Below are 19,108 nucleotides of genomic sequence, written 5' to 3' on the forward strand. Positions count from 1 at the left end.
GGTCCGTCAGCGCCCCAGCCAGGAAAAGCGGAGCCGCGGCCCGGAGGAACGGAGCCGCGGCCCGGGAAAACGCACAAGCCGCCGTCCGCACCCCGCCAGGAGGGTGCGGACGACGGCTCGGCCGACTGGTGGCCGTGCGTCAGCCGACGTTGGCGCAGGAGTTGCCGAACGCCGGGTTCAGGGCGCCGATCACGTCGATCGAGTTGCCGCACAGGTTGACCGGGATGTGCACCGGAACCTGGATCTCGTTGCCGGAGGCGACACCGGGGGAACCGGCGGCGACACCCTCGGCGCCGCTGCTCGCCATGGCGGAGCCCGCACCGGCGGCGACGATGCCCACGACAGCGGCGCCGACGGCGGCGGCCTTCTTGATGCTCATTGAGTCTCCTCGATAAATCAGATCTTCCAATTGCCGCGCCGGGGGCTGCCGGAAGGAAGCACACGGGACGTGCACCAGGCCAACGAAACCGCTCCGGCACAGTTGCGGACGCCCCCGAACAATCACCCACTCGGCCTAATCCGCGCATTCGGGTGACGCCCGGGGGAGTTCGCGGAATCCGCCCGTTTCCCCGGCCGCATCGGCTCGTTCTTCCTCACGAACACCGCTCCACAGGCAGCCCCCGGGCCGCCCTGGACGCGCCGCCAAGCGACCGCCCCCAGCCGTGAGTGGGCAGCCGCCGGCGCACCCCGACGCGGCACGCGTCGCCCGAGCCATGGGCGACACGAGGCAGTTGGGCCGCGTGAGTGACATTCACGGCGCATCCGGAAAACCGCGGGCGATGATGCGATCGCCCGGCACCCGACCATCCATCAGTCGGGCAGAACGTGAGGAAGAGAGCTATGCGCAACTTCAAGAAGGCCGCGGTCCTGTCCGTCGCCGCCGCCGGTCTGGTCCTCGGCTCGGCCGGCCTGGCCAACGCCTCCTCCGGCGCCGAGGGCGTCGCCGCCGGCTCCCCCGGCGTGCTCTCCGGCAACCTGGTCCAGGTCCCGGTGCACGTCCCGGTCAACGTCTGCGGCAACACCGTCAACGTGATCGGCCTGCTGAACCCGGCGTTCGGCAACTCCTGCGCCAACGTCGGCTGAACTGCCTGACGCAGCGCCCGCGCCGCACCGCACCCCCGGGTGCGGTGCGGCGCACCAACTCCCTGTGTGATCTAGGAGATCAACCCCCATGCAGAACGTGAAGAAGGCCGCCGTCCTGTCGGCCGCCGCGGCCGGCCTGGTCCTCGGCTCGGCCGGTCTGGCCAACGCCTCCGCCGGCGCCGAGGGCGTCGCCGCCAACTCCCCCGGCGTGCTCTCGGGCAACGCGGTGCAGGTCCCGGTGCACGTCCCGGTGAACGTCTGCGGCAACTCGATCAACGTCATCGGCCTGCTGAACCCGGCGTTCGGCAACACCTGCGCCAACGTGGACGTGCCGGCCGAGCACCACGAGCACCACGAGCCGCCGGTCGGCGACGACTGCTGAACGGCCCCGGCTGATCGGTAACCCCGTGCAGACTGCCCCTCGGCCCCGCGGCCGGGGGGCCGCGCGCGTTCCCCCTGGAGCACCGCTCCACTCACCCCGAAGGATTGGCCGATGACCCGGAAGACCACCGGCGCCGTGGCCGCGCTCGGCGCCGCCGTGCTGCTCGGCGGCGTCACCGCCCAGGCCGCGCACGCCGAGACCGAGACGCTCGGCGGGCTGCCCGTGCCCACCACCCACCTGCAGAACACCGACCCCCAGCAGGCCGTCGGCAGCACCACCGGCGCGCTCGGCTACGCCGTCGCCCCGGTGAAGGACCTGCGGCTCGACCCGTGGGCCGGCTCCGGTGCGGACGTGCTGAACAACGGCGTCGCGGTCGTCCCCGACAACGGCGTCGCCCCGGTCGGCACCGCCCCGCTCACCGCGCCGCTGTCCGGCGGCGGCGGCGCGAAGGACCTCCCGCTGGCCGGCCCGCTGCTCGGCGTGCTGCCGGGCTGAGCGCGGACGCGGAGCGGCCCGGGCTCCCCGCGAGGGGCCCGGGCCGCTCCGCCGTGTCCGACCGGCCGTCAGAACTGCGTCCGGTCCAGCCCGCTGGCGAGGATGCCCACCGGGTCGGCCTGGTTCATCATCTCGCCGGTGGCGGCGGTGGTGGTGGCGGCCAGGTTCCGCACCGAGTCGGTGACCGAGATCCGGTCCTGCTGGCCGCCGAGCGAGGCGCTCGCGCCCGGGACGGCCTGCACCGGCGCGGTCACCAGGTGCGGGTCGACCTTGTCCAGGGTCAGTGCGGCGTCGGTGAGTTGACCGCCCTGCCCCTCCACGAAGGAGACCGGCTGGCCCAGGCCGACCGCCGGGCCGCCCAGGTTGAGCGGGGCGGCCGGGGCGTCCAGGCCGAGGGTGCCGAGCTCGGCGCCGCGGTCGACCTCGGGCAGCGGGAGCACCGCGCCCAGCGACGGGCCGGCCTTGCCGCCGTTGAGCGCGGGCAGCACGTGGTCCGGGATCGGCCGGGTCGGGCTCTGGTCGGTCCCGGTGGGCGGCATCAGCGGCGAGGTCGGGATCCCGCCGTGCACCTCGCCGCCGTCCGGCAGCAGCGGGAGCGGGGCGGTGGCCGCGCTGAGCGGGATGCTGAACGGCACCTCCTGGGTGGCCAGGCCGTTCTCGATCGCGGCCACCTCGGCCGGGGTCTTCGGAGCGGCCTGGGCCGCGCCCTGCGCCGCCACCACGCCGGCGCCGACCGCCAGCAGCAGGGCGCCGGTCGCCCGCTTGGAGAGCTTCATGCTGTTCGCCGTTCGTTCGGGGAGTTCGGGAAATGGGTTCGAGTGCCTGGTGGGCACCCTGGCGAACGAGCCAGCTCCCTCGCGGATAGCGGGAGTTAACCGGAACGGCTGAATAATCCGATCTCCGCACCGACGAAAATCCGACCGGCGCGCGGGTAAACCGGTGACCGATGACGAATTTCCTCCGGACCCCGTAACTTTCCGTGCCGCCATTCTTTGATCCCGACGACGACGGGGCAGCACCCCTCGAACAGCATTTCAGAGAGGCATCTCCACCATGCTCAAGAAGACTTTCGCTACCGTCGGCCTGGCCGCCGCCGCGCTCGCCGCGGTGTCCACCCCCGCCGTCGCCATCGGCAACGCGGACGGTTCGGCCGGCTCGATCCAGGGCAACGGCGGCACCAACGCCACCGGCACCTGGGGCAACAACAGCCCGAACTTCCACTTCGCCGACAACCCGAACATCTGCCTCCCGGAGATCCACAACATCGGCGTCGGCGTGCTCGGCGTGGCTGTCCCGGTCGAGGTGGACGCGCTCAACAACCAGCCCAAGCAGACCTGCGTGGTCGGCCAGGGCACCCTCGGCAGCGGTGACGGCGGCGTCTCCCACCTGGTCGGCTGACCCACCGCCACTGCCCCCCGGCGCGGAGCCCCACGCTCCGCGCAGCACGACCCGCCCGGTCCGCTCCCCCGGCCCGGCGGTCAGGACCGGGCGCGAGCCACGCGTCGGTCCGCTGCTCCACTCCATCAGATCCGAAAAGGAAAACCCAATGATCAAGAAGGCTCTCGCCGCCGCCGGCATCGCCGCCGCCGGTCTCGCCTCGATCGCCTCCCCGGCGATGGCCATCGGCGACGCGGACGGCGCCGCCACCTCGGTTCAGGGCAACGGCGGCACCAACGCCACCGGCACCTCGGGCAACCACAGCCCGAACTTCCACACCCTGGACAACCCGAACCTCTGCCTCCCCGAGGTCCACAACATCGCCGTCGCCGTCATCGGTGTCGCGGTGCCGGTCGAGGCCGGTGTCCTCAACAACCAGCCGTCGCAGACCTGCGTCGTCGGCCAGAACACCGTGGGCAGCGGCGACGGTGGCGTCAGCCACCTGATCGGCTGACCTTCCGGTCGCAACCGACCGCCGGGTCCGGGGGAGCGATCCCGCGGGCCCGGCGGTTCCATGTCTCCGGCCGCTCCCGGAAACCCGTTCGTCTGCGGCGCGATCGGGTGATCGGAGCACCGGTGGGCGCGTGCAGCGCCGATCCAGCCGCACCGCTGTGTTCCCGTAGAACCACCCTGACGCAGAGAGGAACCCCCATGAAGAGCAAGCTGGGCAAGGTCGTCGTCACCTCCGTCGCCGCCCTCGCACTGGCCGGCATCGCCGCCCCCGCCTACGCGCACGTCGCCGTCGGCGGCGGCCAGGAGGGTGTCGCCACCGCCGACGAGCCCTTCGTCGCCGGCCACTGGGCGGGCTTCGCCGAGACCTCCCACATCTTCACCGCGGGCGGCGGCTACGGCTGGGCCACCGACACCGCCGTCGGCGGCGGCGAGGGCGGCATCGTCGACATCGGCTGACCCGACGTCAACACCCCGGGGCGCGACGGCCGTTCACGGCCGCCGCGCCCTTCGTCGTGCCCGCGCCGATTTTCCGTTATGCCAATTGACACCAGGGAAAAGCTGACCTACCGTCGACGCCCGTGGAGGAGAAACGCGGCCGCGGCAGGCCCAGGAAGGACCCGGAGAAGCTGGCCCGCTGGGTGCCGCCGGAGGGCTGGTCCCGGCTGGTGGCCTGGGTGTCGCCGGAGGAGAAGAAGGCGCTGAAGCGGGTCGCCGTGGAGGCGGAGGTGTCGGTCGCGGACCTGGTCCGCGCGCTGGCCGCGGGCCTGGCCGCGGGGACGGTCACGCCCGAGGAGCTCGTCGGTCAGGTACGGAGGGGGATGGCGACCATGGAGAAGATCCCGACGCTGTTCGAGCGGGACGCCGGTTTCCGGGTGGTGGACCGCCCGCGCGCCGAGTGCGCCTGGGTGTTCGCCGGGGAGGGCACGGCGACCGAGAAGCTGGACGGCACGAACGTCCGACTGACCGTCCGCTCGGGGCAGTTGGTGCGGGTGGAGAAGCGCCGCAACCCGAGCGCCGCGCAGAAGAAGCTGGGCATCGTCGACGGCTGGTACGTCGACACCGCGGAGGACGCCGCCGAGGACAGGTGGATCCTGGCCGCCGCCCGCGGCACCGAGGTGGCCGGCTGGCCGGACGGGGAGCACCCGTGCGAGGCGCTGGGACCGCGGATCCAGGGCAACCCGCTGGGGCTGGACGCCCACCTGTGCCTGCCGTTCGACCGCGAGGCGCCGGTGTACGAGGAGGTCCCGCGCAGCTACCGGGGCCTGCGGGAGCACCTGGCGGAGCTGGAGAGCCGGTTCGCGCCGGGCGCGCTCGCCGAGGGCATCGTCTTCCACCACCCGGACGGTCGGCGCGCCAAGATCAAGCGGAAGGACTTCCCGAAGTCCGCCTGATCCCGGCGCACCTGACGCACCTGACGAATCTGACGCCCCGTCAGCCCAGCAGGCCCGCGGCCTCGACCGCCCAGTAGGTGAGGATCTGCTCGGCGCCGGCCCGGCGGATCGAGGTGAGGGTCTCCATGATCGTCCGCTCGCGGTCGATCCAGCCGTTGGCCGCGGCGGCCTCGACCATCGCGTACTCGCCGGAGACCTGGTACGCGGAGACCGGCACCGGGGAGGCGTCGGCGACCTGGCGCAGGATGTCCAGGTAGGCCATCGCGGGCTTGACCATCACCAGGTCGGCGCCCTCGGCGAGGTCCTGCTCCAGTTCGCGCAGCGCCTCGCGGGCGTTGGCCGGGTCCTGCTGGTAGGTCTTGCGGTCGCCCTTGAGCGAGGAGCCGACGGCCTCCCGGAACGGGCCGAAGAACGCCGAGGCGTACTTGGCGGTGTAGGCGAGGATGCCGGTGTCCCGGTGCCCGGCCGCGTCCAGCGCCTTGCGGACCGCCGCGACCTGGCCGTCCATCATCCCGGACGGGCCGACCAGGTGGACGCCCGCGTCGGCCTGGACGACGGCCATCTCGGCGTAGCGCTCCAGGGTGGCGTCGTTGTCGACCGAGCCGTCCTCGGCGAGCACCCCGCAGTGGCCGTGGTCGGTGTACTCGTCCAGGCACAGGTCGGACATCACCACCAGCTGGTCGCCGACCTCGGAGACCACGTCGCGGATGGCGAGCTGCAGGATGCCCTCGGGGTTGGTGCCCTCGGAGCCGACCGCGTCCTGCACCTCGGGGACGCCGAACAGCATGATGCCGCCGACCCCGGCCTCGGCGGCCTCGACGGCGGCCCGGCGCAGGGTGTCCCGGGTGTGCTGGACCACGCCCGGCATCGAGGTGATCGGCCTCGGCTCGGTGATCCCCTCGCGGACGAACGCGGGCAGGACCAGCTCGGCCGGGTGCAGCCGGGTCTCGGCGACCAGGCGGCGCATCGCCGGGGTGGAGCGCAGCCGGCGCGGGCGGACGGACGGGAATTCGGCGGACACTTCGAAGGCTCCCTGGGTCGCGGAGAATGCGTCGGGGGGAGGCCCGAGGGCCTCCCCCGACCGAGGGTCAGCGCGCCTTGCGGCGCGAGCCGGGGCGGCGTTCGCTCGGCCGGTAGACCGGCTCGCCCGCCGCGGTGGCGGCGTCCCGGCGGGTGGCCCCGAAGTCGGCCAGCGCCTGGGCGAGCGCGGACGCGGACGGGGCCGGGGCCATCACGTCGACCCGCAGGCCGTGCTCCTCCGCCGTCTTGGCGGTGGCCGGGCCGATGCAGGCGATGACGGTCACGTTGTGCGGCTTGCCGGCGATGCCGACCAGGTTCCGGACGGTCGAGGACGAGGTGAACAGCACCGCGTCGAAGCCGCCGCCCTTGATCGCCTCGCGGGTCTCGGCCGGCGGCGGCGAGGCGCGCACCGTGCGGTACGCGGTCACGTCGTCGACCTCCCAGCCGAGTTCGACCAGGCCGGCCACCAGGGTCTCGGTGGCGATGTCGGCGCGCGGCAGCAGCACCCGGTCGATCGGGTCGAACACCGGGTCGTACGGCGGCCAGTCCTCCAGCAGGCCCGCGGCGGACTGCTCGCCGGAGGGCACCAGGTCGGGCTTGACGCCGAAGTCGACCAGCGCCTGCGCGGTGGTCTCGCCGACCGCGGCGACCTTGATCCCGGCGAACGCCCGGGCGTCCAGGCCGTACTCCTCGAACTTCTCCCGGACGGCCTTGACGGCGTTGACCGAGGTGAAGGCGATCCACTCGTAGCGTCCGGTGACCAGGCCCTTGATGGCCCGCTCCATCTGCTGCGGGGTGCGCGGCGGCTCGACCGCGATGGTCGGCACCTCCTGCGGCACCGCGCCGTACGAGCGCAGCTGGTCGGACAGGCCGTGGGCCTGTTCCTTGGTGCGCGGCACGAGGACGTTCCAGCCGAACAGCGGCTTGGTCTCGAACCACGAGTGCGAGGCCCGGTGGGCGACCTGCTCGCCCACCACGGCTATCACCGAGGTCGCCGGGTCCACCGGGGCGGAGACCGGCGAGGGCAGCACCCGGGCGGCCTTCAGGTCGGCGGCGATGGCGGCCAGCGTGGAGGTGAAGGTGCGCTGCCGGGTGGTGGTGCCCGACAGCGTCGCGGAGAGCGCCGCGTCGGGCTTGCGGCCGTGCGCCACCAGGGAGTTGGCGGTCGCGGGCAGCTGGCCCAGGGTGGTGCGGACCACCAGGGTGGTCTCCGGCGCGCCCAGGTCGACGACCTGGCCGGCCAGCAGCGCCTCGGCGTCCACGAAGCGGACGTCGGCGCCCTGGCCGCCGCGCAGCGGCACGCCCGCGTAGGCGGGCACGCCCACCGACTGGGCGACGCCCGGGACGACCTCGAACGGCACGCCGGCCTGGGCGCAGCGCAGCATCTCCTGGGCGGCGCAGCCGTCCAGGCCGGGGTCGCCGTCGACGGTGCGGACCAGGTGGCGGCCGGCCTTGACCGCGTCGGCGGCCAGGTCGGCGAGCTCCTTGCCGGCGTCGGCCGGGTCGAGGACCTGGACGCCGGTCGGACAGTGCGTGCGGACCGCGGCGGCGGTCAGCGGGTCGGCGATCAGTACGTCGGCGGTGCCGAGCACGTCGACGGCGCGCAGGGTGAGCAGTCCGGGGTCGCCGGGGCCGGCGCCGAGGAAGGTGCAGCGCCCTGCGGGCGGGTGGAATCCGGCGGCGGTCATCGGGCGCGCTCCCCCATCAGGTTGGCCGCTCCGGTGTCGAGCAGCCGGGTGGCCAGGGCGCGGCCCAGGGCCGCGGCCTGCTCCTCGGCGGTCTCGTCGGGGACGAGCGGGCCGTTGGCGGACATCTTGAGCAGTTCGGCGCCGTCGGTGGTGCCGACCACGCCGTCCAGGCGCAGTTCGGTGCCGGTCCAGGCGGCCAGGGCGGCGACCGGGGCGGAGCAGCCCGCCTCCAGGGTGGCCAGCAGGGCGCGTTCGGCGACCACGGCGGCCCGGGTGGGGCGGTGGTCGAGCCGGGCCAGTACGGCGGCCAGGGTCGGGTCGACGCACTCGACGGCGAGCGCGCCCTGCCCGGGGGCGGGGAGCATCAGCGCGGGGTCGAGGTGCTCGGTGATCTCCGCGGAGCGGCCGAGCCGGTTGAGTCCGGCGGTGGCCAGCACCACGGCGTCCAGCTCGCCGGAGCGGACGTAGTTGATCCGGGTGTCGACGTTGCCGCGGATCGGCACGGTCTCCAGGTCGGCGCCGCGGGCCCGGGCCCAGGCGTTGAGCTGGGCCATCCGGCGCGGGGAGCCGGTGCCGACCCGGACGGTGCGGCCGGAGCTCTTGCCGACCAGTCCGGCCAGGTCCAGGCCGTCGCGGGCGACCAGCGCGTCCCGGACGTCCTCGCGCTCGGGGACGGCGGCCAGCAGCAGCCCGGTGGGGGCGGCGGTGGGCAGGTCCTTGAGCGAGTGGACGGCCAGGTCGATCCGGCCCTCCAGCAGGGCGTCGCGCAGGGCGGAGACGAACACCCCGGTGCCGCCGATCTGGGCCAGCGACTCGCGGGAGACGTCCCCGTAGGTGGTGATCTCGACCAGCTCCACCCGGCGGCCGGTGATCTCGGCCACCTCCTCCGCGACCATGCCCGACTGGGCCATGGCGAGGGCGCTGCGGCGGGTGCCGAGGCGCAGCGGCGTCACTGTCTCTTGACCATTCATGAGGTGATCGTCCTGGTCGTGCTGGGGGGCTGACGGGGTGTTCATCTGGTGGCTCCGGCGGGCGGGGCGGTGGCTCCGGCGGGCGGGGCGACGGCGGCCTGGGCGGCGGGGATGCCGCCCGGCGGGATCGAGGATCCCGCCTGGGCGCCGATCGGGGTGCCGGAGACAGCGTGCACTGCCGCGGGGTCCAAGTCGAACAGTTCGCGCAGGGCTTCCGCGTAGGAGGCTCCGCCGGGTTCGGCGGCGAGCTGCTTGACCTTGACGGTCGGGGCGTGCAGCAGTTTGTCGACCACCCGGCGCACGGTCTGCGAGATCTCCGCGCTGGAGCGCTCGTCGAGGTCCGGCAGCCGCGAGGTGAGGCGGGCGAGTTCGCTGCGGACCACCTCGGAGGCCATGGCGCGCAGGGCGACCACGGTCGGGGCGATCCGGGCGGCGCGCTGGGCCTGCCCGAAGGCGGTGACCTCGTCCGCGACGATGGTGGAGACGGCGTCCACGTCGCCGGCGCCGGGGGTGGCGGCGTGCGCGTGCGAGAGGCTCTCCAGGTCGACCAGCAGCGCGCCGTCGAGGGCGTGCACGGCGTGGTCGACGTCCCGGGGCATGGCCAGGTCGAGGAAGGCGAGGGGTTGTTCGGCGGTGCGGAGGGCGAGCGCGGCGGCGACCTCGGGGGCGTCGATCACGGTGCCGGCCGCGCCGGTGCAGGAGATCACCAGGTCGACGTCGGCGAGCGCCTGCGGGACCTTGGCGAAGTCCAGGGTGCGGGCGGCGCCGCCGAGGATCTCCACCAGCCGCTCGGCGCGGGCCGGGGTGCGGTTGGCGATCAGCAGGTCGGTGACGCCGGAGCGGACCAGGGTGGCGGCGGCCAGCGAGCTCATCGAGCCCGCGCCGACCACCAGGGCGCGCTTGCCGACGATCGGGCCGGCCCCGGCGGCGACCTGCTCCAGGCCGAAGGTGACCAGCGACTGGCCGGCCTTGTCGATGCCGGTCTCGCTGTGGGCGCGCTTGCCGACCCGCAGGGCCTGCTGGAACAGCTCGTTCAGGCCGCGGCCCGCGGTGTGCTCCTCCTGGGCCTTGGCCAGCGCGTCGCGCAGCTGGCCGAGGATCTGGCCCTCGCCGACCACCATGGAGTCCAGGCCGCAGGCCACCGAGAACAGGTGGTGGACGGCGCGGTCCTCGTAGTGCACGTACAGGTGGGGGGTGAGCTCGTCCAGGTCGACGCCGCTGTGCCCGGCGAGCAGCTGGGACAGCTCGGCGACGCCCGCGTGGAACTTGTCCACGTCGGCGTACAGCTCGATCCGGTTGCAGGTGTTGACCAGCGCGGCCTCGGCGACGGTCGCCGACGCGGCCGCCTCGTGCAGCACCCGGGCCGGGCTGTCGCCGGTGAGCGCGGCGCGCTCCAGCACGCCGACCGGCGCGGTCCGGTGGCTCAGACCGACTACCAGAAGACTCATGCCCCCACCTCGTCGTGACGGATGTTGGTGCTCACGCCGGCATCACCGCGGACAGGTCGTCGTCCGGGCCCGCCTTGGCGGCGGGCGCGGTCTTCGCCTGCTCGGCCTTGCCGCCACCGGCAGCTCGACGCAGTTTGGCAGCGGCGGCCCGAACCGGGCCGGGGGCGCGGTCGAGCACCGAGTCGCCCGCGGACGGTTCGTCGCCGGCCTTGCGCTGCTCGTGGAAGGCGAGGATCTGCAGCTCTATCGACAGGTCGACCTTGCGCACGTCCACCCCGTCCGGCACGGTCAGCACGGTCGGGGCGAAGTTCAGGATGCTGGTCACGCCGGCCTCCACCAGCCGGTCGCAGACCTGCTGGGCGGCACCGGGCGGGGTGGTGATCACGCCGATGGAGACGTGCTGGGTGGCGACGATCTCCTCCAGCTCGTCCATGTGCCGCACGGGCAGGCCCGCGGCGGTGCTGCCGACCACGTTCGGGTCGGCGTCCAGCAGCGCGGCTACCCGGAAGCCCCGGGAGGCGAAACCGCCGTAGTTGGCGAGGGCGTGGCCGAGGTTGCCGATGCCGACGATGACGACCGGCCAGTCCTGGGTGAGGCCCAGCTCGCGGGAGATCTGGTAGACGAGGTACTCCACGTCGTACCCGACGCCGCGGGTGCCGTAGGAGCCGAGGTAGGAGAAGTCCTTGCGGAGCTTCGCGGAGTTCACCCCGGCGGCGGCGGCCAGCTCCTCGGAGGAGACGGTCGGGACCGAGCGCTCGGAGAGCGCGGTCAGCGCCCGCAGGTAGAGCGGGAGGCGGGCCACGGTCGCCTCGGGGATGCCCCGCGCACGCGAGGACCTGCGCGCGGCGCCCGGGTCGGGCGTCTGCGAACTGCTGGGTGAGGGTCGGCCGATTGCCACGTTGCTCCTGTGGGTGAAGCTGGGCTTGGACCGCCAGGCTATGCGTTTGTGAACGTGTGCACAAAGATGGTGTCCGATTTGTCCCCGAACAGTGACACGCATCACTCGTAACCCGCCGAACCGATCAGCGCCCGCGGGCCCTCCACCCCCGCCGGCCACGGCCCCAGCGGTGCCACCCGGCGCAGCAGCGGGGCCTCCCCGCGCGGGCCGGCCGAGCGGGCCGGGCCCAGCCGCGGCCACGGCACCACCGGTGCGGCGGGCGGCGCGGGCAGCCGGACGTCCGGGCAGCCGGTCCGGCGGCAGTGCCGCAGCAGCTCCACCGTCGCCTGCGCGTCGCCGAGCGCGGTGTGCGCCGGGAACCAGCCCAGCCCGGCCGCCTCCACGCACGCGGACAGCCCGAAGCCGCCGGCCTCCGGCAGCATCCGGCGGGCGATCCGCATCGTGCACAGCAGCGGCACCGGCGGCAGCGCCACCCCGATCCGGGCGAACTCGCGCTCCAGGAACGCCCGGTCGCACGTCACGTGGTGGCCGACCAGCACCCGGCCGGCCAGCAGCTCCAGCAGCCGGGGCGCGATCTGCCGGAACCGCGGCGCGCCCTCGACGTCGTCCTGGGCTATGCCGTGCACGTGCGTCGGCCCGACCGGCCCGGCCGGGTCCACCAGCGTGGTGAACTCCCGCTCGGTGCGCAGCCCGGCGTCCAGCTGCACCACGGCCACCTCGACCACCCGGTGGCGCCAGGGGCTACGACCGGTGGCCTCGACGTCGACGACGGCGTAGCCGTTCATCGCGCCCTCCTCTTGCACGGCCCCCGGCGGACACGGAAACCGTTCGATCGTAAGCCGAGGAGTGAAGGAACTCCTAGGCCGATCTTCATCGAACGTTCACGAAGCACGGGTACCCGGCGGGGGCCGGGGGCCGGGCTAGGCGCCGAGCGCCTTGCGCAGCCGGGCCTCGTCGACCCGCCAGAAGTCGTGCTGGCGGCCGTCGACCAGGGTGACCGGGATCTGCTCGGCGTACTGCTCGTAGAGGGCCGGGTCCTGGAGGATGTCCTTCTCCTCGAAGGCGGCGCCCAGGTCGCCGGTGACCTTGAGGATCACCGCGCGGGCGTCCTCGCAGAGGTGGCAGCCGGGCTTGCCGATCAGGGTGACGGTGGTCTCGGCGGGGTTCTTCTTCGCGCGTCGCAGCAGGCTCACCGGTTCATTGTGCCGCCGCCCGTTCACTGCGGCGGCACTCCGCGGACACGGGGTCGGTCGGCCGCGCTGACTATGCTCGTCGCATGGCCGCGCTACGAAGGCTCACCCAGTCAAGGCGTTCCACCGGCGACCGGACCGCCCTGGCGGCCGAGGCCGCGGCCGACGCCGCCGAGGCCCAGCTCGCGCCGCAGCCGCCGAAGGCGCCCGCGGGCGACCACACGCCGGAGCCCGGGGACGTCCGGGCGGCCGCGTTCTTCGACTGCGACAACACCATCCTGCGCGGGGCGGCGATCTTCTACCTCGGGGTCGGGCTGTACCGGCGGCGCTTCTTCTCCCGCCGCGACCTGGCCCGGTTCGCCTGGCAGCAGGCGGCGTTCCGGCTGCACGGCGCGGAGAACCCGGAGCACATCGCCGACGCCCGGGACAGCGCGCTCGGGCTGGTGGCCGGCAAGCGCACCGCGGACCTGGAGCGGATCTGCGAGGAGATCTTCGAGCCGGTGCTGGCCGAGAAGGTCTGGCCGGGCACCCGGGCGCTGGTGCAGATGCACCTGGACGCCGGGCAGCGGGTGTGGCTGGTGACCGCCGCGCCGCAGGAGGTGGCCCGGCTGATCGCCCGCCGGCTGGGCATGACCGGCGCGCTCGGCACCGTCGCCGAGACCCGGGACGGCGAGTACACCGGCCGGCTGGTCGGCGGGATGCTGCACGGCCCGGCCAAGGCGGCCGCGGTGCAGGAGCTGGCCCGCCGCGAGCAGTTGGACCTGGCGCGCTGCGCGGCGTTCAGCGACTCCGCCAACGACATCCCGATGCTGAGCCTGGTCGGCCACCCGTACGTGATCAACCCGGACGGGGCGCTGCGCCGGCACGCGCGGGCGATGGGCTGGCGGGTGCGGGACTTCCGGACCGGGCGGAAGGCGGCCCGGATCGGACTCCCGGCGGCGGCCGGGCTGGGCGTGCTGGCGGGGGCGGCCGCGGCGGCGGTCGCGGTGCACCGCCGGCAGCGGGCCTGATCCGGCGTCAACCCGGTGGTCGCGACACGCCCCTGCGCGGGTGGTCGTGCAGGTCGGAGCGGTGCGGGGGCGCCCGGGGGCGGGCAGTGGTTCGGGAGCGTCCGGCCCTGACCGGAACTGATCGTTCGGCAGTCGGCCAAAGTCGTGGGTTGGGGCGGCGGATAGCGGGGAAACCCGGCCTGCGCACCGGTGTTCGGTCACCTGCTGTGCACAAATGGTCACATTGAGCCGGATGGATGGCGCCAACTCCGGTCACCGGTAGGTGAATATGCGCAAGAAGTGGACCTCAACCGACCACTTCGACCACGCGGTGTAGCTGTCATTGCACAAAGCGTTATTCTCTCCTGGATGCACCCCACCCGAACGTCCCCGTGACGGGTGGCCAGTGCGGCGTGCTCTCCGCACAGGCGGAGGTGATCCGTCCACAGTTCTGCCTCTGGGAGTCCCGTGTACCCACCCGTCCGGAACGACGCGCCAGCCACCTCCCGCCCGTCGACCGCCACTCTGCGCCGCGGTGTGCGCCTGGAACGGCTGTGGGCCGCGATCCGCGAGTTCGAACTGGTCGTGCCGCAGCCCGCGGTGGCCGGCCCCGCGTTCGCCGCGCCCGCCCCGGCCGCGTTCGCCGCACCGCTGCTGCGCTCGACCACGACCGGCTCCGCCGCCTCCGGCAGCGCCCCCGCCGCGGGCCCGCGCGGCCGCACCGTGCCCGCCCCCGGCACCCGCGGCCGCTCCCGCAGCGCGCCCGCCGGGCCCGGCTACGACACCGAGCACAACCCGGTGGTGGAGCTGGTCGAACGGGCCCAGAACGGCGAGAGCGAGGCCTTCGGGCGGCTCTACGACCACTACGCCGACACCGTGTACCGGTACATCTACTACCGGGTCGGCAGCCGGGCCACCGCCGAGGACCTGACCAGCGAGACCTTCCTGCGCGCGCTGCGCCGGATCGGCACCTTCACCTGGCAGGGCCGGGACTTCGGCGCCTGGCTGGTCACCATCGCCCGCAACCTGGTGGCCGACCACTTCAAGTCCAGCCGGTTCCGGCTGGAGGTCACCACCGGCGAGATGCTCGACTCCAACGAGTGCGAGCGCAGCCCCGAGGAGTCGGTGCTGGAGTCGCTCTCCAACGCCGCCCTGCTGGACGCGGTGCGCCGGCTCAACCCGCAGCAGCAGGAGTGCGTCACGCTGCGCTTCCTGCAGGGCCTGTCGGTCGCCGAGACGGCCCGGATCATGGGCAAGAACGAGGGCGCCATCAAGACGCTGCAGTACCGGGCGGTGCGCACGCTGGCCCGCCTGCTGCCGCCGGACGCCCGGTGATCCGCGGCCCGTGGACGTGACAGCCCACAGACCGGCCCGGCCCCGGCCCGCGCCCGCGCCCGACGGACCGTCAACCCGCCCAGGCCGCAGGCACGTCCGGGTGACGGAGTGGTCATCTGCTCTGCTTAATACGCCAGGGGGGTCGTGCGTAACCGACTCCCGACACCGCTCGTTGGCCAGCGTGCAATCCGCCACCGGGCTCTCAGTCAAGTGGGAACTCGAGCTGTCACCCGATGGTGTGGTTTCGGCCTGTCGGGACAACCAACCGGCGGGCCACGGTGTCGAAAACGACGAAGGGAGGTGTGGCCCGTGACGGCAAACGTGCTGGAGCACCGGCGGGCGAAGTCCTTCGCCGAGGCGCTGGAGGCCCACCAGAGTGACCAGCGGAGCAGCGGCTCGCACCGGGCCGGCTCCGCCGCCATGACCGAGCTCCTCGCCATGGCCGACGCGCTCGGTGCGGTGCCCGCCCCCGAGCTCGCCGCCGAGACGCGGACGGTCCAACGAGCCCGGCTGATGGCCGCGTTCGAGCAGGAGTGGGCCGGTGGCGCCCCCACCGCGGTCCTCCCCGCCCAGCGCGCCCCGCGCACCCGCCGCACCCGCTGGGGCCGCCGCCTGGCCATCGGCGGCCTGGTCGCCGGCGTCGCCGTCGGCGGGTTCGCCGGAGCCGCCGCCGCCTCCACCAACGCCCTCCCGGGCGACGCCCTGTACGGCATGAAGCGCGGCCTCGAAGGGCTGCGCCTCGACTGGGCCGACAGCGACACCGAGCGCGGCGCCCTGCTGCTCCAGCAGGCGTCCACCCGGCTCGACGAGGCGCAGTCGCTGCTCGGCCGCTCCGACAGCCCGACCTCGCTCAGCCCCACCACGGTCGACCAGGTCCGCCGCGCGCTCGACGACATGCACGCCGAGGCGATCCGCGGCCGCGACCTGCTCCGCGCCGTCTACCGCACCAACGGCTCGCTCACCCCGATGCGCCAGCTCGCCGGCTTCGCCGGGGAGGACCAGCGCTGGTCGGCCCTGCAGTCCAAGCTGCCGTCCGGGCTGAGCGCCCAGGCCGGCAAGGTCGACCAGCTCTTCGACGACATAAGCGAGGACGTCGCGCCGCTCCGGCTGGAGCAGGTCCCCGGCCAGGGCGGCAGCGGCGGCAGCGGGAGCACCGCGGGCGGCGGCGCGAGCGGCGGCAGCAGTGCGGGCACCGGCACGGAGCAGCAGCCGCTGCTGCCCGGCACCGGGGCGTCCGGCGGCGCGAGCGGCGGCCGGGCCCCGGCGGCCGGGCCGTCGGTCCGGGTCAGCCCGGCGCCCGGTGCGGGCACCGCGGGCGGTCTCGGCGACCTGCTGGGCGGCCTGACCGGCACCGGCGCCTCGCCCGCCGCGAGCGGCTCCCCGGCCGCGTCCGCCGCCCCCACCCCGGCCCCCTCGGGCTCCCCGAGCGCCCCCGCCGGGGGCGCGGTCCCGGGCATCACCATCCCGCCGCTGGTCCCGGGCCTGCTCCCGGGCCTGACGCTCAACTAGCGAAGCGCGAGCACCGGCAGGGGCGCGGGGAACCGCGCCCCTGCTTTCGCAGGCGGCCCCGCCTAGCCGAAGACCGAACGCCGTTGCACCAGCAGCTTGTACAGCGTGTGCTGGATGGTCTCCCGGACCTGGTCGGTGAGGTTGAAGACCAGCATCGGGTCCTCGGCCGCGTCCTTCGGGTAGCTGTCGGTGGGGATCGGCTCGCCGAACTGGATGGTCCACTTGGTGGGGAGCGGGATCGCGCCGAGCGGGCCGAGCCAGGGGAAGGTGGGCGTGATCGGGACGTAGGGCAGGCCGAGCAGCCGGGCCAGGGTCTTGAAGTTGCCGATCATCGGGTAGGTCTCCTCGGCGCCGACGATCGAGCAGGGCACGATCGGCACGCCGGCCCGCAGCGCGGAGGCGACGAAGCCGCCGCGGCCGAAGCGCTGGAGCTTGTAGCGGTCGGCGAAGGGCTTGCCGATGCCCTTGAAGCCCTCGGGCCAGACGCCGACCACCTCGCCGCGTTCCAGCAGGGTCTGGGCGTCCTCGTTGCAGGCCAGGGTGTGTCCGGCCTTGCGGGCCAGCTCGTTGACCACGGGCAGGACGAAGACCAGGTCGGCGGCGAGCATCCGCAGGTGCCGGTCGGCGTGGTCGTGGACGGCGACCTGGGTCATCAGGGCGTCCAGCGGGATGGTGCCGGAGTGGTTGGCGACGATCAGCACGCCGCCCTCGGCCGGGATGTGCTCGGTGCCGCGGACCTCGATCCGGAAGTACTTCTCGGCGAGCGGCCGGAGCAGGGCGAGGAAGACCTCCTCGGTGAGCTCCCGGTCGAAGCCGAAGTCGTCGACCTCGTAGTCGCCGGTGAGCCGGCGGCGCAGGAAGCCGAGGCCGTGGGCGGCGCGTTCCTCCCAGCCCTTGCCGAACACCCGGGTGGCGGTGGCGCCGAGCTGTCCGGCGAGGGCGGTGCCGACGCCGTCGGCGATCCGGTCGGCGAGGCCGGGGCGCGGTTCGGGGCCGTTCCAGCTGGGGGCGGACTCGATCGGGATGACCTTGGCCGCCGGGTCGGCGGACTCCCGGGCGGCTGTCATCGCGGCCTCAACTCCTGGGTGTCGGTGGGGTGGTGGGGGTCGCCGAGCAGTCCGGCCAGCCGGTCGGTGACGGCGGTGAGCCGCTCGGGCGGCAGCGGGCCGGGCGAGCTGTGCGCGACGAAGTCGGCGAAGGTCTCCGGGGTGGTCCAGCGCGGTGCCCAGCCGTACCGGTCGCGCAGCTGGGCGGTGTCCACCACCCGTCCGTGGGTGAGCAGTTGGAGCTGTTCCTGGGAGAACGCCCGGTCCGCGGGGGCGGCCAGCTGCCGGGCCAGCTGGGCGACCAGGCCGAGCGCGGGCCGCAGCAGCGGGACGGTGGGGCGGCCGAGCCGGCGGGCGCACTGGGAGAGCAGCAGGACGCCGTCCCCGGCGACGTTGTAGGTGCCGGTGGGGGCGCCGAGGGCGGCCAGTCGCAGCGCCTCCAGGGCGTCGTCCTCGTGGACGAACTGCAGCCGCGGGTCGTGGCCGAACGCGGTGGGCAGCACCGGGAGGCGGAAGTAGGCGGCGAGCGGGGTGTCGCCGTCCGGGCCGAGGATGTTGGCGAAGCGCAGCACGGTGACCGCGACGTCGGGGCGGCGGCGGGCGAAGCCGCGGACGTAGCCCTCGACCTCGGCAGCGTCCCGGGCGAAGCCGCCGGGGGGCAGTGCCTTGGGCTGCATCCGCTCGCCGAACACGGCCGGGTCGCGGGGCGCGGAGCCGTACACCGCGGTGGTGGACTTGACCACCAGCCGGCCCAGCCCGGGCGCCTGCTGGCAGGCGCCGAGCAGCTGCATGGTGCCGATGACGTTGCTCTCCTTCACCGCGGCCCGGCCGCCGTGGCCGAGCGCGGTGACGTTGAGGTGCACGACGGTGTCGACCTCGTGCTCGGCGATCACCCGGGCGATCGCGGGGCGCCGCGGGTCGACCTGGGCGTAGCGGACGCCGGGCGGCAGTGCGGCCGGCGGCGGGGCGGCGTCCACCCCGACCACCCGGTCCACGTCGGGCCGTTCGGCGATCCGCTCGGCGAAGCGCGCGCCGAGCGGGCGCGCCACGCCGGTGACGAGCACGACCTTGCCCACGATGCCCCGACCTCCCTGGATGCCCGCCCTGGCCTGCACCGTACCGCGCGGAGGTTCCGGAGGCTCAAACGCCACTGCCCGCCCCGGGGATTTCTCCCTGGGGCGGGCAGCGGCACACCGTCGGCGCCAGTTCTACCTGCGTAGCTGAACGCGTGTGCGGGGGGATCATCCCCGCGAGAGCGAGGATGGCGCCGAACGGTGTTACTTCTTGTTGCGACGCTGGACGCGAGTCCGCTTCAGAAGCTTGCGGTGCTTCTTCTTGGCCATACGCTTGCGACGCTTCTTGATGACAGAGCCCACGGAATTTCCTCGCTCACTCGGACCCGCGCCCGTGAGAGACGGGAGTCCATACGACTGACGGAGGGCCTAGCCTACCGTCCACGTCGCGTTTGCCGTAATCGGTGCCCCGTCGGGGCCCCGGCCTACGCGCTTTCCAGGCGCACGTAGGACTCCTGGAGGTACTCGTGCACCTTCTGCTCGGGCACCCGGAAGGAGCGTCCGACCCGGATGGCCGGAAGCTCGCCGCTGTGCACGAGGCGGTAGACCGTCATCTTCGACACCCGCATCACCGAGGCGACCTCGGCCACGGTCAGGAAGACGACATCCTGCAGGGGACGTTCGCCGGAACTCATGACCCATCACCCGACCCTTACCCGTGTGCAAGGCACCGGCTTCCCCTCCGGTGACTCCACCGGCA

The 19,108-nt window shown here is 73.9% G+C and carries 23 protein-coding genes; 10 read left to right on the forward strand and 13 right to left on the reverse strand.

The genetic code is table 11. From position 1 onward, the window contains the following. Nucleotides 1–139: 139 nt before the first annotated feature. A complete protein-coding gene (locus tag OU787_RS13245) occupies nucleotides 140–379 on the reverse strand; it encodes a chaplin (protein ID WP_030457840.1) in 240 nt (79 codons plus the stop codon). 461 nt (nucleotides 380–840) lie between these two features. On the opposite strand from OU787_RS13245, the gene OU787_RS13250 reads away from it, so the two are divergent. The 3 genes from OU787_RS13250 to OU787_RS13260 all read left to right on the forward strand — a co-directional run bounded on the left by OU787_RS13250 (nucleotide 841) and on the right by OU787_RS13260 (nucleotide 1,960). Beyond that, a complete protein-coding gene (locus tag OU787_RS13250) occupies nucleotides 841–1,083 on the forward strand; it encodes a chaplin (protein WP_030457841.1) in 243 nt (80 codons plus the stop codon). 88 nt (nucleotides 1,084–1,171) lie between these two features. Further along, entirely contained in the window at nucleotides 1,172–1,465 is a 294-nt protein-coding gene (locus tag OU787_RS13255) for a chaplin (RefSeq protein WP_268659427.1), read from the forward strand. 111 nt (nucleotides 1,466–1,576) lie between these two features. After that, entirely contained in the window at nucleotides 1,577–1,960 is a 384-nt protein-coding gene (locus OU787_RS13260; protein ID WP_051816501.1) for a hypothetical protein, read from the forward strand. A gap of 68 nt (nucleotides 1,961–2,028) precedes the next feature. Here the strand turns inward: OU787_RS13260 and OU787_RS13265 are convergent, their stop codons facing one another. Then, entirely contained in the window at nucleotides 2,029–2,736 is a 708-nt protein-coding gene (locus tag OU787_RS13265) for a hypothetical protein (protein ID WP_268659428.1), read from the reverse strand. 277 nt (nucleotides 2,737–3,013) lie between these two features. Between OU787_RS13265 and OU787_RS13270 the strand changes: the two genes are divergently transcribed. From OU787_RS13270 to OU787_RS13285, 4 genes are all read left to right on the forward strand, one after another. Further along, complete coding sequence (locus tag OU787_RS13270) at nucleotides 3,014–3,358, forward strand: hypothetical protein (RefSeq protein WP_030457845.1); 345 nt, start codon at nucleotides 3,014–3,016, stop codon at nucleotides 3,356–3,358. A gap of 148 nt (nucleotides 3,359–3,506) precedes the next feature. Beyond that, nucleotides 3,507–3,851: a hypothetical protein gene (locus tag OU787_RS13275; protein WP_035953754.1), complete on the forward strand. Its 345-nt coding sequence runs from the start codon at nucleotides 3,507–3,509 to the stop codon at nucleotides 3,849–3,851. A gap of 197 nt (nucleotides 3,852–4,048) precedes the next feature. Beyond that, entirely contained in the window at nucleotides 4,049–4,306 is a 258-nt protein-coding gene (locus tag OU787_RS13280; protein ID WP_030457847.1) for a hypothetical protein, read from the forward strand. Nucleotides 4,307–4,428: 122 nt separating this feature from the next. Continuing rightward, entirely contained in the window at nucleotides 4,429–5,241 is an 813-nt protein-coding gene (locus tag OU787_RS13285; protein ID WP_268659429.1) for a hypothetical protein, read from the forward strand. 40 nt (nucleotides 5,242–5,281) lie between these two features. On the opposite strand, the gene hemB is transcribed toward OU787_RS13285, so the two are convergent. The 7 genes from hemB to OU787_RS13320 all read right to left on the reverse strand — a co-directional run bounded on the left by hemB (nucleotide 5,282) and on the right by OU787_RS13320 (nucleotide 12,459). Then, nucleotides 5,282–6,262 carry a porphobilinogen synthase gene (gene hemB, locus OU787_RS13290; RefSeq protein WP_268659430.1) on the reverse strand — a complete coding sequence of 327 codons (981 nt, stop codon included), beginning with the start codon at nucleotides 6,260–6,262 and terminating at the stop codon, nucleotides 5,282–5,284. 67 nt (nucleotides 6,263–6,329) lie between these two features. Then, on the reverse strand, nucleotides 6,330–7,949 hold the full coding sequence (locus OU787_RS13295) for a uroporphyrinogen-III synthase (protein ID WP_030457850.1): 1,620 nt from the start codon (nucleotides 7,947–7,949) through the stop codon (nucleotides 6,330–6,332). Further along, a complete protein-coding gene (gene hemC / locus OU787_RS13300) occupies nucleotides 7,946–8,920 on the reverse strand; it encodes a hydroxymethylbilane synthase (protein WP_268659431.1) in 975 nt (324 codons plus the stop codon). The genes OU787_RS13295 and hemC overlap by 4 nt, the downstream gene beginning before the upstream one ends. Before the next feature lie 41 nt (nucleotides 8,921–8,961). Beyond that, nucleotides 8,962–10,368: a glutamyl-tRNA reductase gene (locus OU787_RS13305; protein ID WP_268659432.1), complete on the reverse strand. Its 1,407-nt coding sequence runs from the start codon at nucleotides 10,366–10,368 to the stop codon at nucleotides 8,962–8,964. Between the two features lie 31 nt (nucleotides 10,369–10,399). Beyond that, on the reverse strand, nucleotides 10,400–11,260 hold the full coding sequence (locus tag OU787_RS13310) for a redox-sensing transcriptional repressor Rex (RefSeq protein WP_051816525.1): 861 nt from the start codon (nucleotides 11,258–11,260) through the stop codon (nucleotides 10,400–10,402). A 107-nt stretch (nucleotides 11,261–11,367) separates the two neighbouring features. After that, nucleotides 11,368–12,051: a 3'-5' exonuclease gene (locus tag OU787_RS13315; protein ID WP_268659433.1), complete on the reverse strand. Its 684-nt coding sequence runs from the start codon at nucleotides 12,049–12,051 to the stop codon at nucleotides 11,368–11,370. Nucleotides 12,052–12,186: 135 nt separating this feature from the next. Further along, on the reverse strand, nucleotides 12,187–12,459 hold the full coding sequence (locus tag OU787_RS13320; protein WP_030457855.1) for a glutaredoxin family protein: 273 nt from the start codon (nucleotides 12,457–12,459) through the stop codon (nucleotides 12,187–12,189). Between the two features lie 83 nt (nucleotides 12,460–12,542). On the opposite strand from OU787_RS13320, the gene OU787_RS13325 reads away from it, so the two are divergent. The 3 genes from OU787_RS13325 (at nucleotide 12,543) to OU787_RS13335 (ending at nucleotide 16,289) form a co-directional block, all read left to right on the forward strand. Beyond that, the gene (locus OU787_RS13325) at nucleotides 12,543–13,466 is read left to right on the forward strand and encodes an HAD family hydrolase (RefSeq protein ID WP_030457856.1); all 924 of its coding nucleotides are present in this window, start codon (nucleotides 12,543–12,545) and stop codon (nucleotides 13,464–13,466) included. A gap of 447 nt (nucleotides 13,467–13,913) precedes the next feature. Further along, a complete protein-coding gene (locus OU787_RS13330; RefSeq protein ID WP_051816502.1) occupies nucleotides 13,914–14,780 on the forward strand; it encodes an ECF subfamily RNA polymerase sigma factor, BldN family in 867 nt (288 codons plus the stop codon). Nucleotides 14,781–15,089: 309 nt separating this feature from the next. Continuing rightward, nucleotides 15,090–16,289, forward strand: coding sequence for a DUF5667 domain-containing protein (locus tag OU787_RS13335; RefSeq protein WP_268659434.1), 1,200 nt, complete (start codon nucleotides 15,090–15,092; stop codon nucleotides 16,287–16,289). 62 nt (nucleotides 16,290–16,351) lie between these two features. Here OU787_RS13335 and OU787_RS13340 read toward each other — a convergent pair whose 3' ends face one another. From OU787_RS13340 to OU787_RS13355, 4 genes are all read right to left on the reverse strand, one after another. Beyond that, entirely contained in the window at nucleotides 16,352–17,356 is a 1,005-nt protein-coding gene (locus tag OU787_RS13340; RefSeq protein WP_030457859.1) for a lysophospholipid acyltransferase family protein, read from the reverse strand. After that, nucleotides 17,353–18,411 (reverse strand): NAD-dependent epimerase/dehydratase family protein, encoded by a 1,059-nt coding sequence (locus tag OU787_RS13345; protein WP_268659435.1) that lies wholly within the window; start codon nucleotides 18,409–18,411, stop codon nucleotides 17,353–17,355. The genes OU787_RS13340 and OU787_RS13345 overlap by 4 nt, the downstream gene beginning before the upstream one ends. 201 nt (nucleotides 18,412–18,612) lie before the next feature. Then, nucleotides 18,613–18,711: a 30S ribosomal protein bS22 gene (locus OU787_RS13350; protein WP_003948845.1), complete on the reverse strand. Its 99-nt coding sequence runs from the start codon at nucleotides 18,709–18,711 to the stop codon at nucleotides 18,613–18,615. 122 nt (nucleotides 18,712–18,833) lie between these two features. Beyond that, nucleotides 18,834–19,043, reverse strand: a complete 210-nt coding sequence (locus OU787_RS13355; protein ID WP_014136488.1) for a helix-turn-helix domain-containing protein — start codon at nucleotides 19,041–19,043, stop codon at nucleotides 18,834–18,836. Between the last annotated feature and the right edge of the window lie 65 nt (nucleotides 19,044–19,108).

Origin of the sequence: Kitasatospora sp. YST-16, from assembly GCF_026802215.1 — a bacterium.
GTDB classification, from domain to species: Bacteria; Actinomycetota; Actinomycetes; order Streptomycetales; family Streptomycetaceae; genus Kitasatospora; species Kitasatospora cineracea.

Excerpts from the sequence above, each read along its gene's own strand:
- OU787_RS13270 (WP_030457845.1), top strand. The coding sequence starts at position 3,014 with ATGCTCAAGAAGACTTTCGCTACCGTCGGCCTGGCCGCCGCCGCGCTC.
- OU787_RS13245 (WP_030457840.1), bottom strand. The coding sequence starts at position 379 with ATGAGCATCAAGAAGGCCGCCGCCGTCGGCGCCGCTGTCGTGGGCATC.
- OU787_RS13255 (WP_268659427.1), top strand. The coding sequence starts at position 1,172 with ATGCAGAACGTGAAGAAGGCCGCCGTCCTGTCGGCCGCCGCGGCCGGC.
- OU787_RS13275 (WP_035953754.1), top strand. The coding sequence starts at position 3,507 with ATGATCAAGAAGGCTCTCGCCGCCGCCGGCATCGCCGCCGCCGGTCTC.
- OU787_RS13265 (WP_268659428.1), bottom strand. The coding sequence starts at position 2,736 with ATGAAGCTCTCCAAGCGGGCGACCGGCGCCCTGCTGCTGGCGGTCGGC.
- OU787_RS13280 (WP_030457847.1), top strand. The coding sequence starts at position 4,049 with ATGAAGAGCAAGCTGGGCAAGGTCGTCGTCACCTCCGTCGCCGCCCTC.
- OU787_RS13315 (WP_268659433.1), bottom strand. The coding sequence starts at position 12,051 with ATGAACGGCTACGCCGTCGTCGACGTCGAGGCCACCGGTCGTAGCCCC.
- OU787_RS13260 (WP_051816501.1), top strand. The coding sequence starts at position 1,577 with ATGACCCGGAAGACCACCGGCGCCGTGGCCGCGCTCGGCGCCGCCGTG.
- OU787_RS13325 (WP_030457856.1), top strand. The coding sequence starts at position 12,543 with ATGGCCGCGCTACGAAGGCTCACCCAGTCAAGGCGTTCCACCGGCGAC.
- hemC (WP_268659431.1), bottom strand. The coding sequence starts at position 8,920 with ATGAATGGTCAAGAGACAGTGACGCCGCTGCGCCTCGGCACCCGCCGC.
- OU787_RS13355 (WP_014136488.1), bottom strand. The coding sequence starts at position 19,043 with ATGAGTTCCGGCGAACGTCCCCTGCAGGATGTCGTCTTCCTGACCGTG.
- OU787_RS13250 (WP_030457841.1), top strand. The coding sequence starts at position 841 with ATGCGCAACTTCAAGAAGGCCGCGGTCCTGTCCGTCGCCGCCGCCGGT.
- OU787_RS13305 (WP_268659432.1), bottom strand. The coding sequence starts at position 10,368 with ATGAGTCTTCTGGTAGTCGGTCTGAGCCACCGGACCGCGCCGGTCGGC.
- OU787_RS13295 (WP_030457850.1), bottom strand. The coding sequence starts at position 7,949 with ATGACCGCCGCCGGATTCCACCCGCCCGCAGGGCGCTGCACCTTCCTC.
- OU787_RS13340 (WP_030457859.1), bottom strand. The coding sequence starts at position 17,356 with ATGACAGCCGCCCGGGAGTCCGCCGACCCGGCGGCCAAGGTCATCCCG.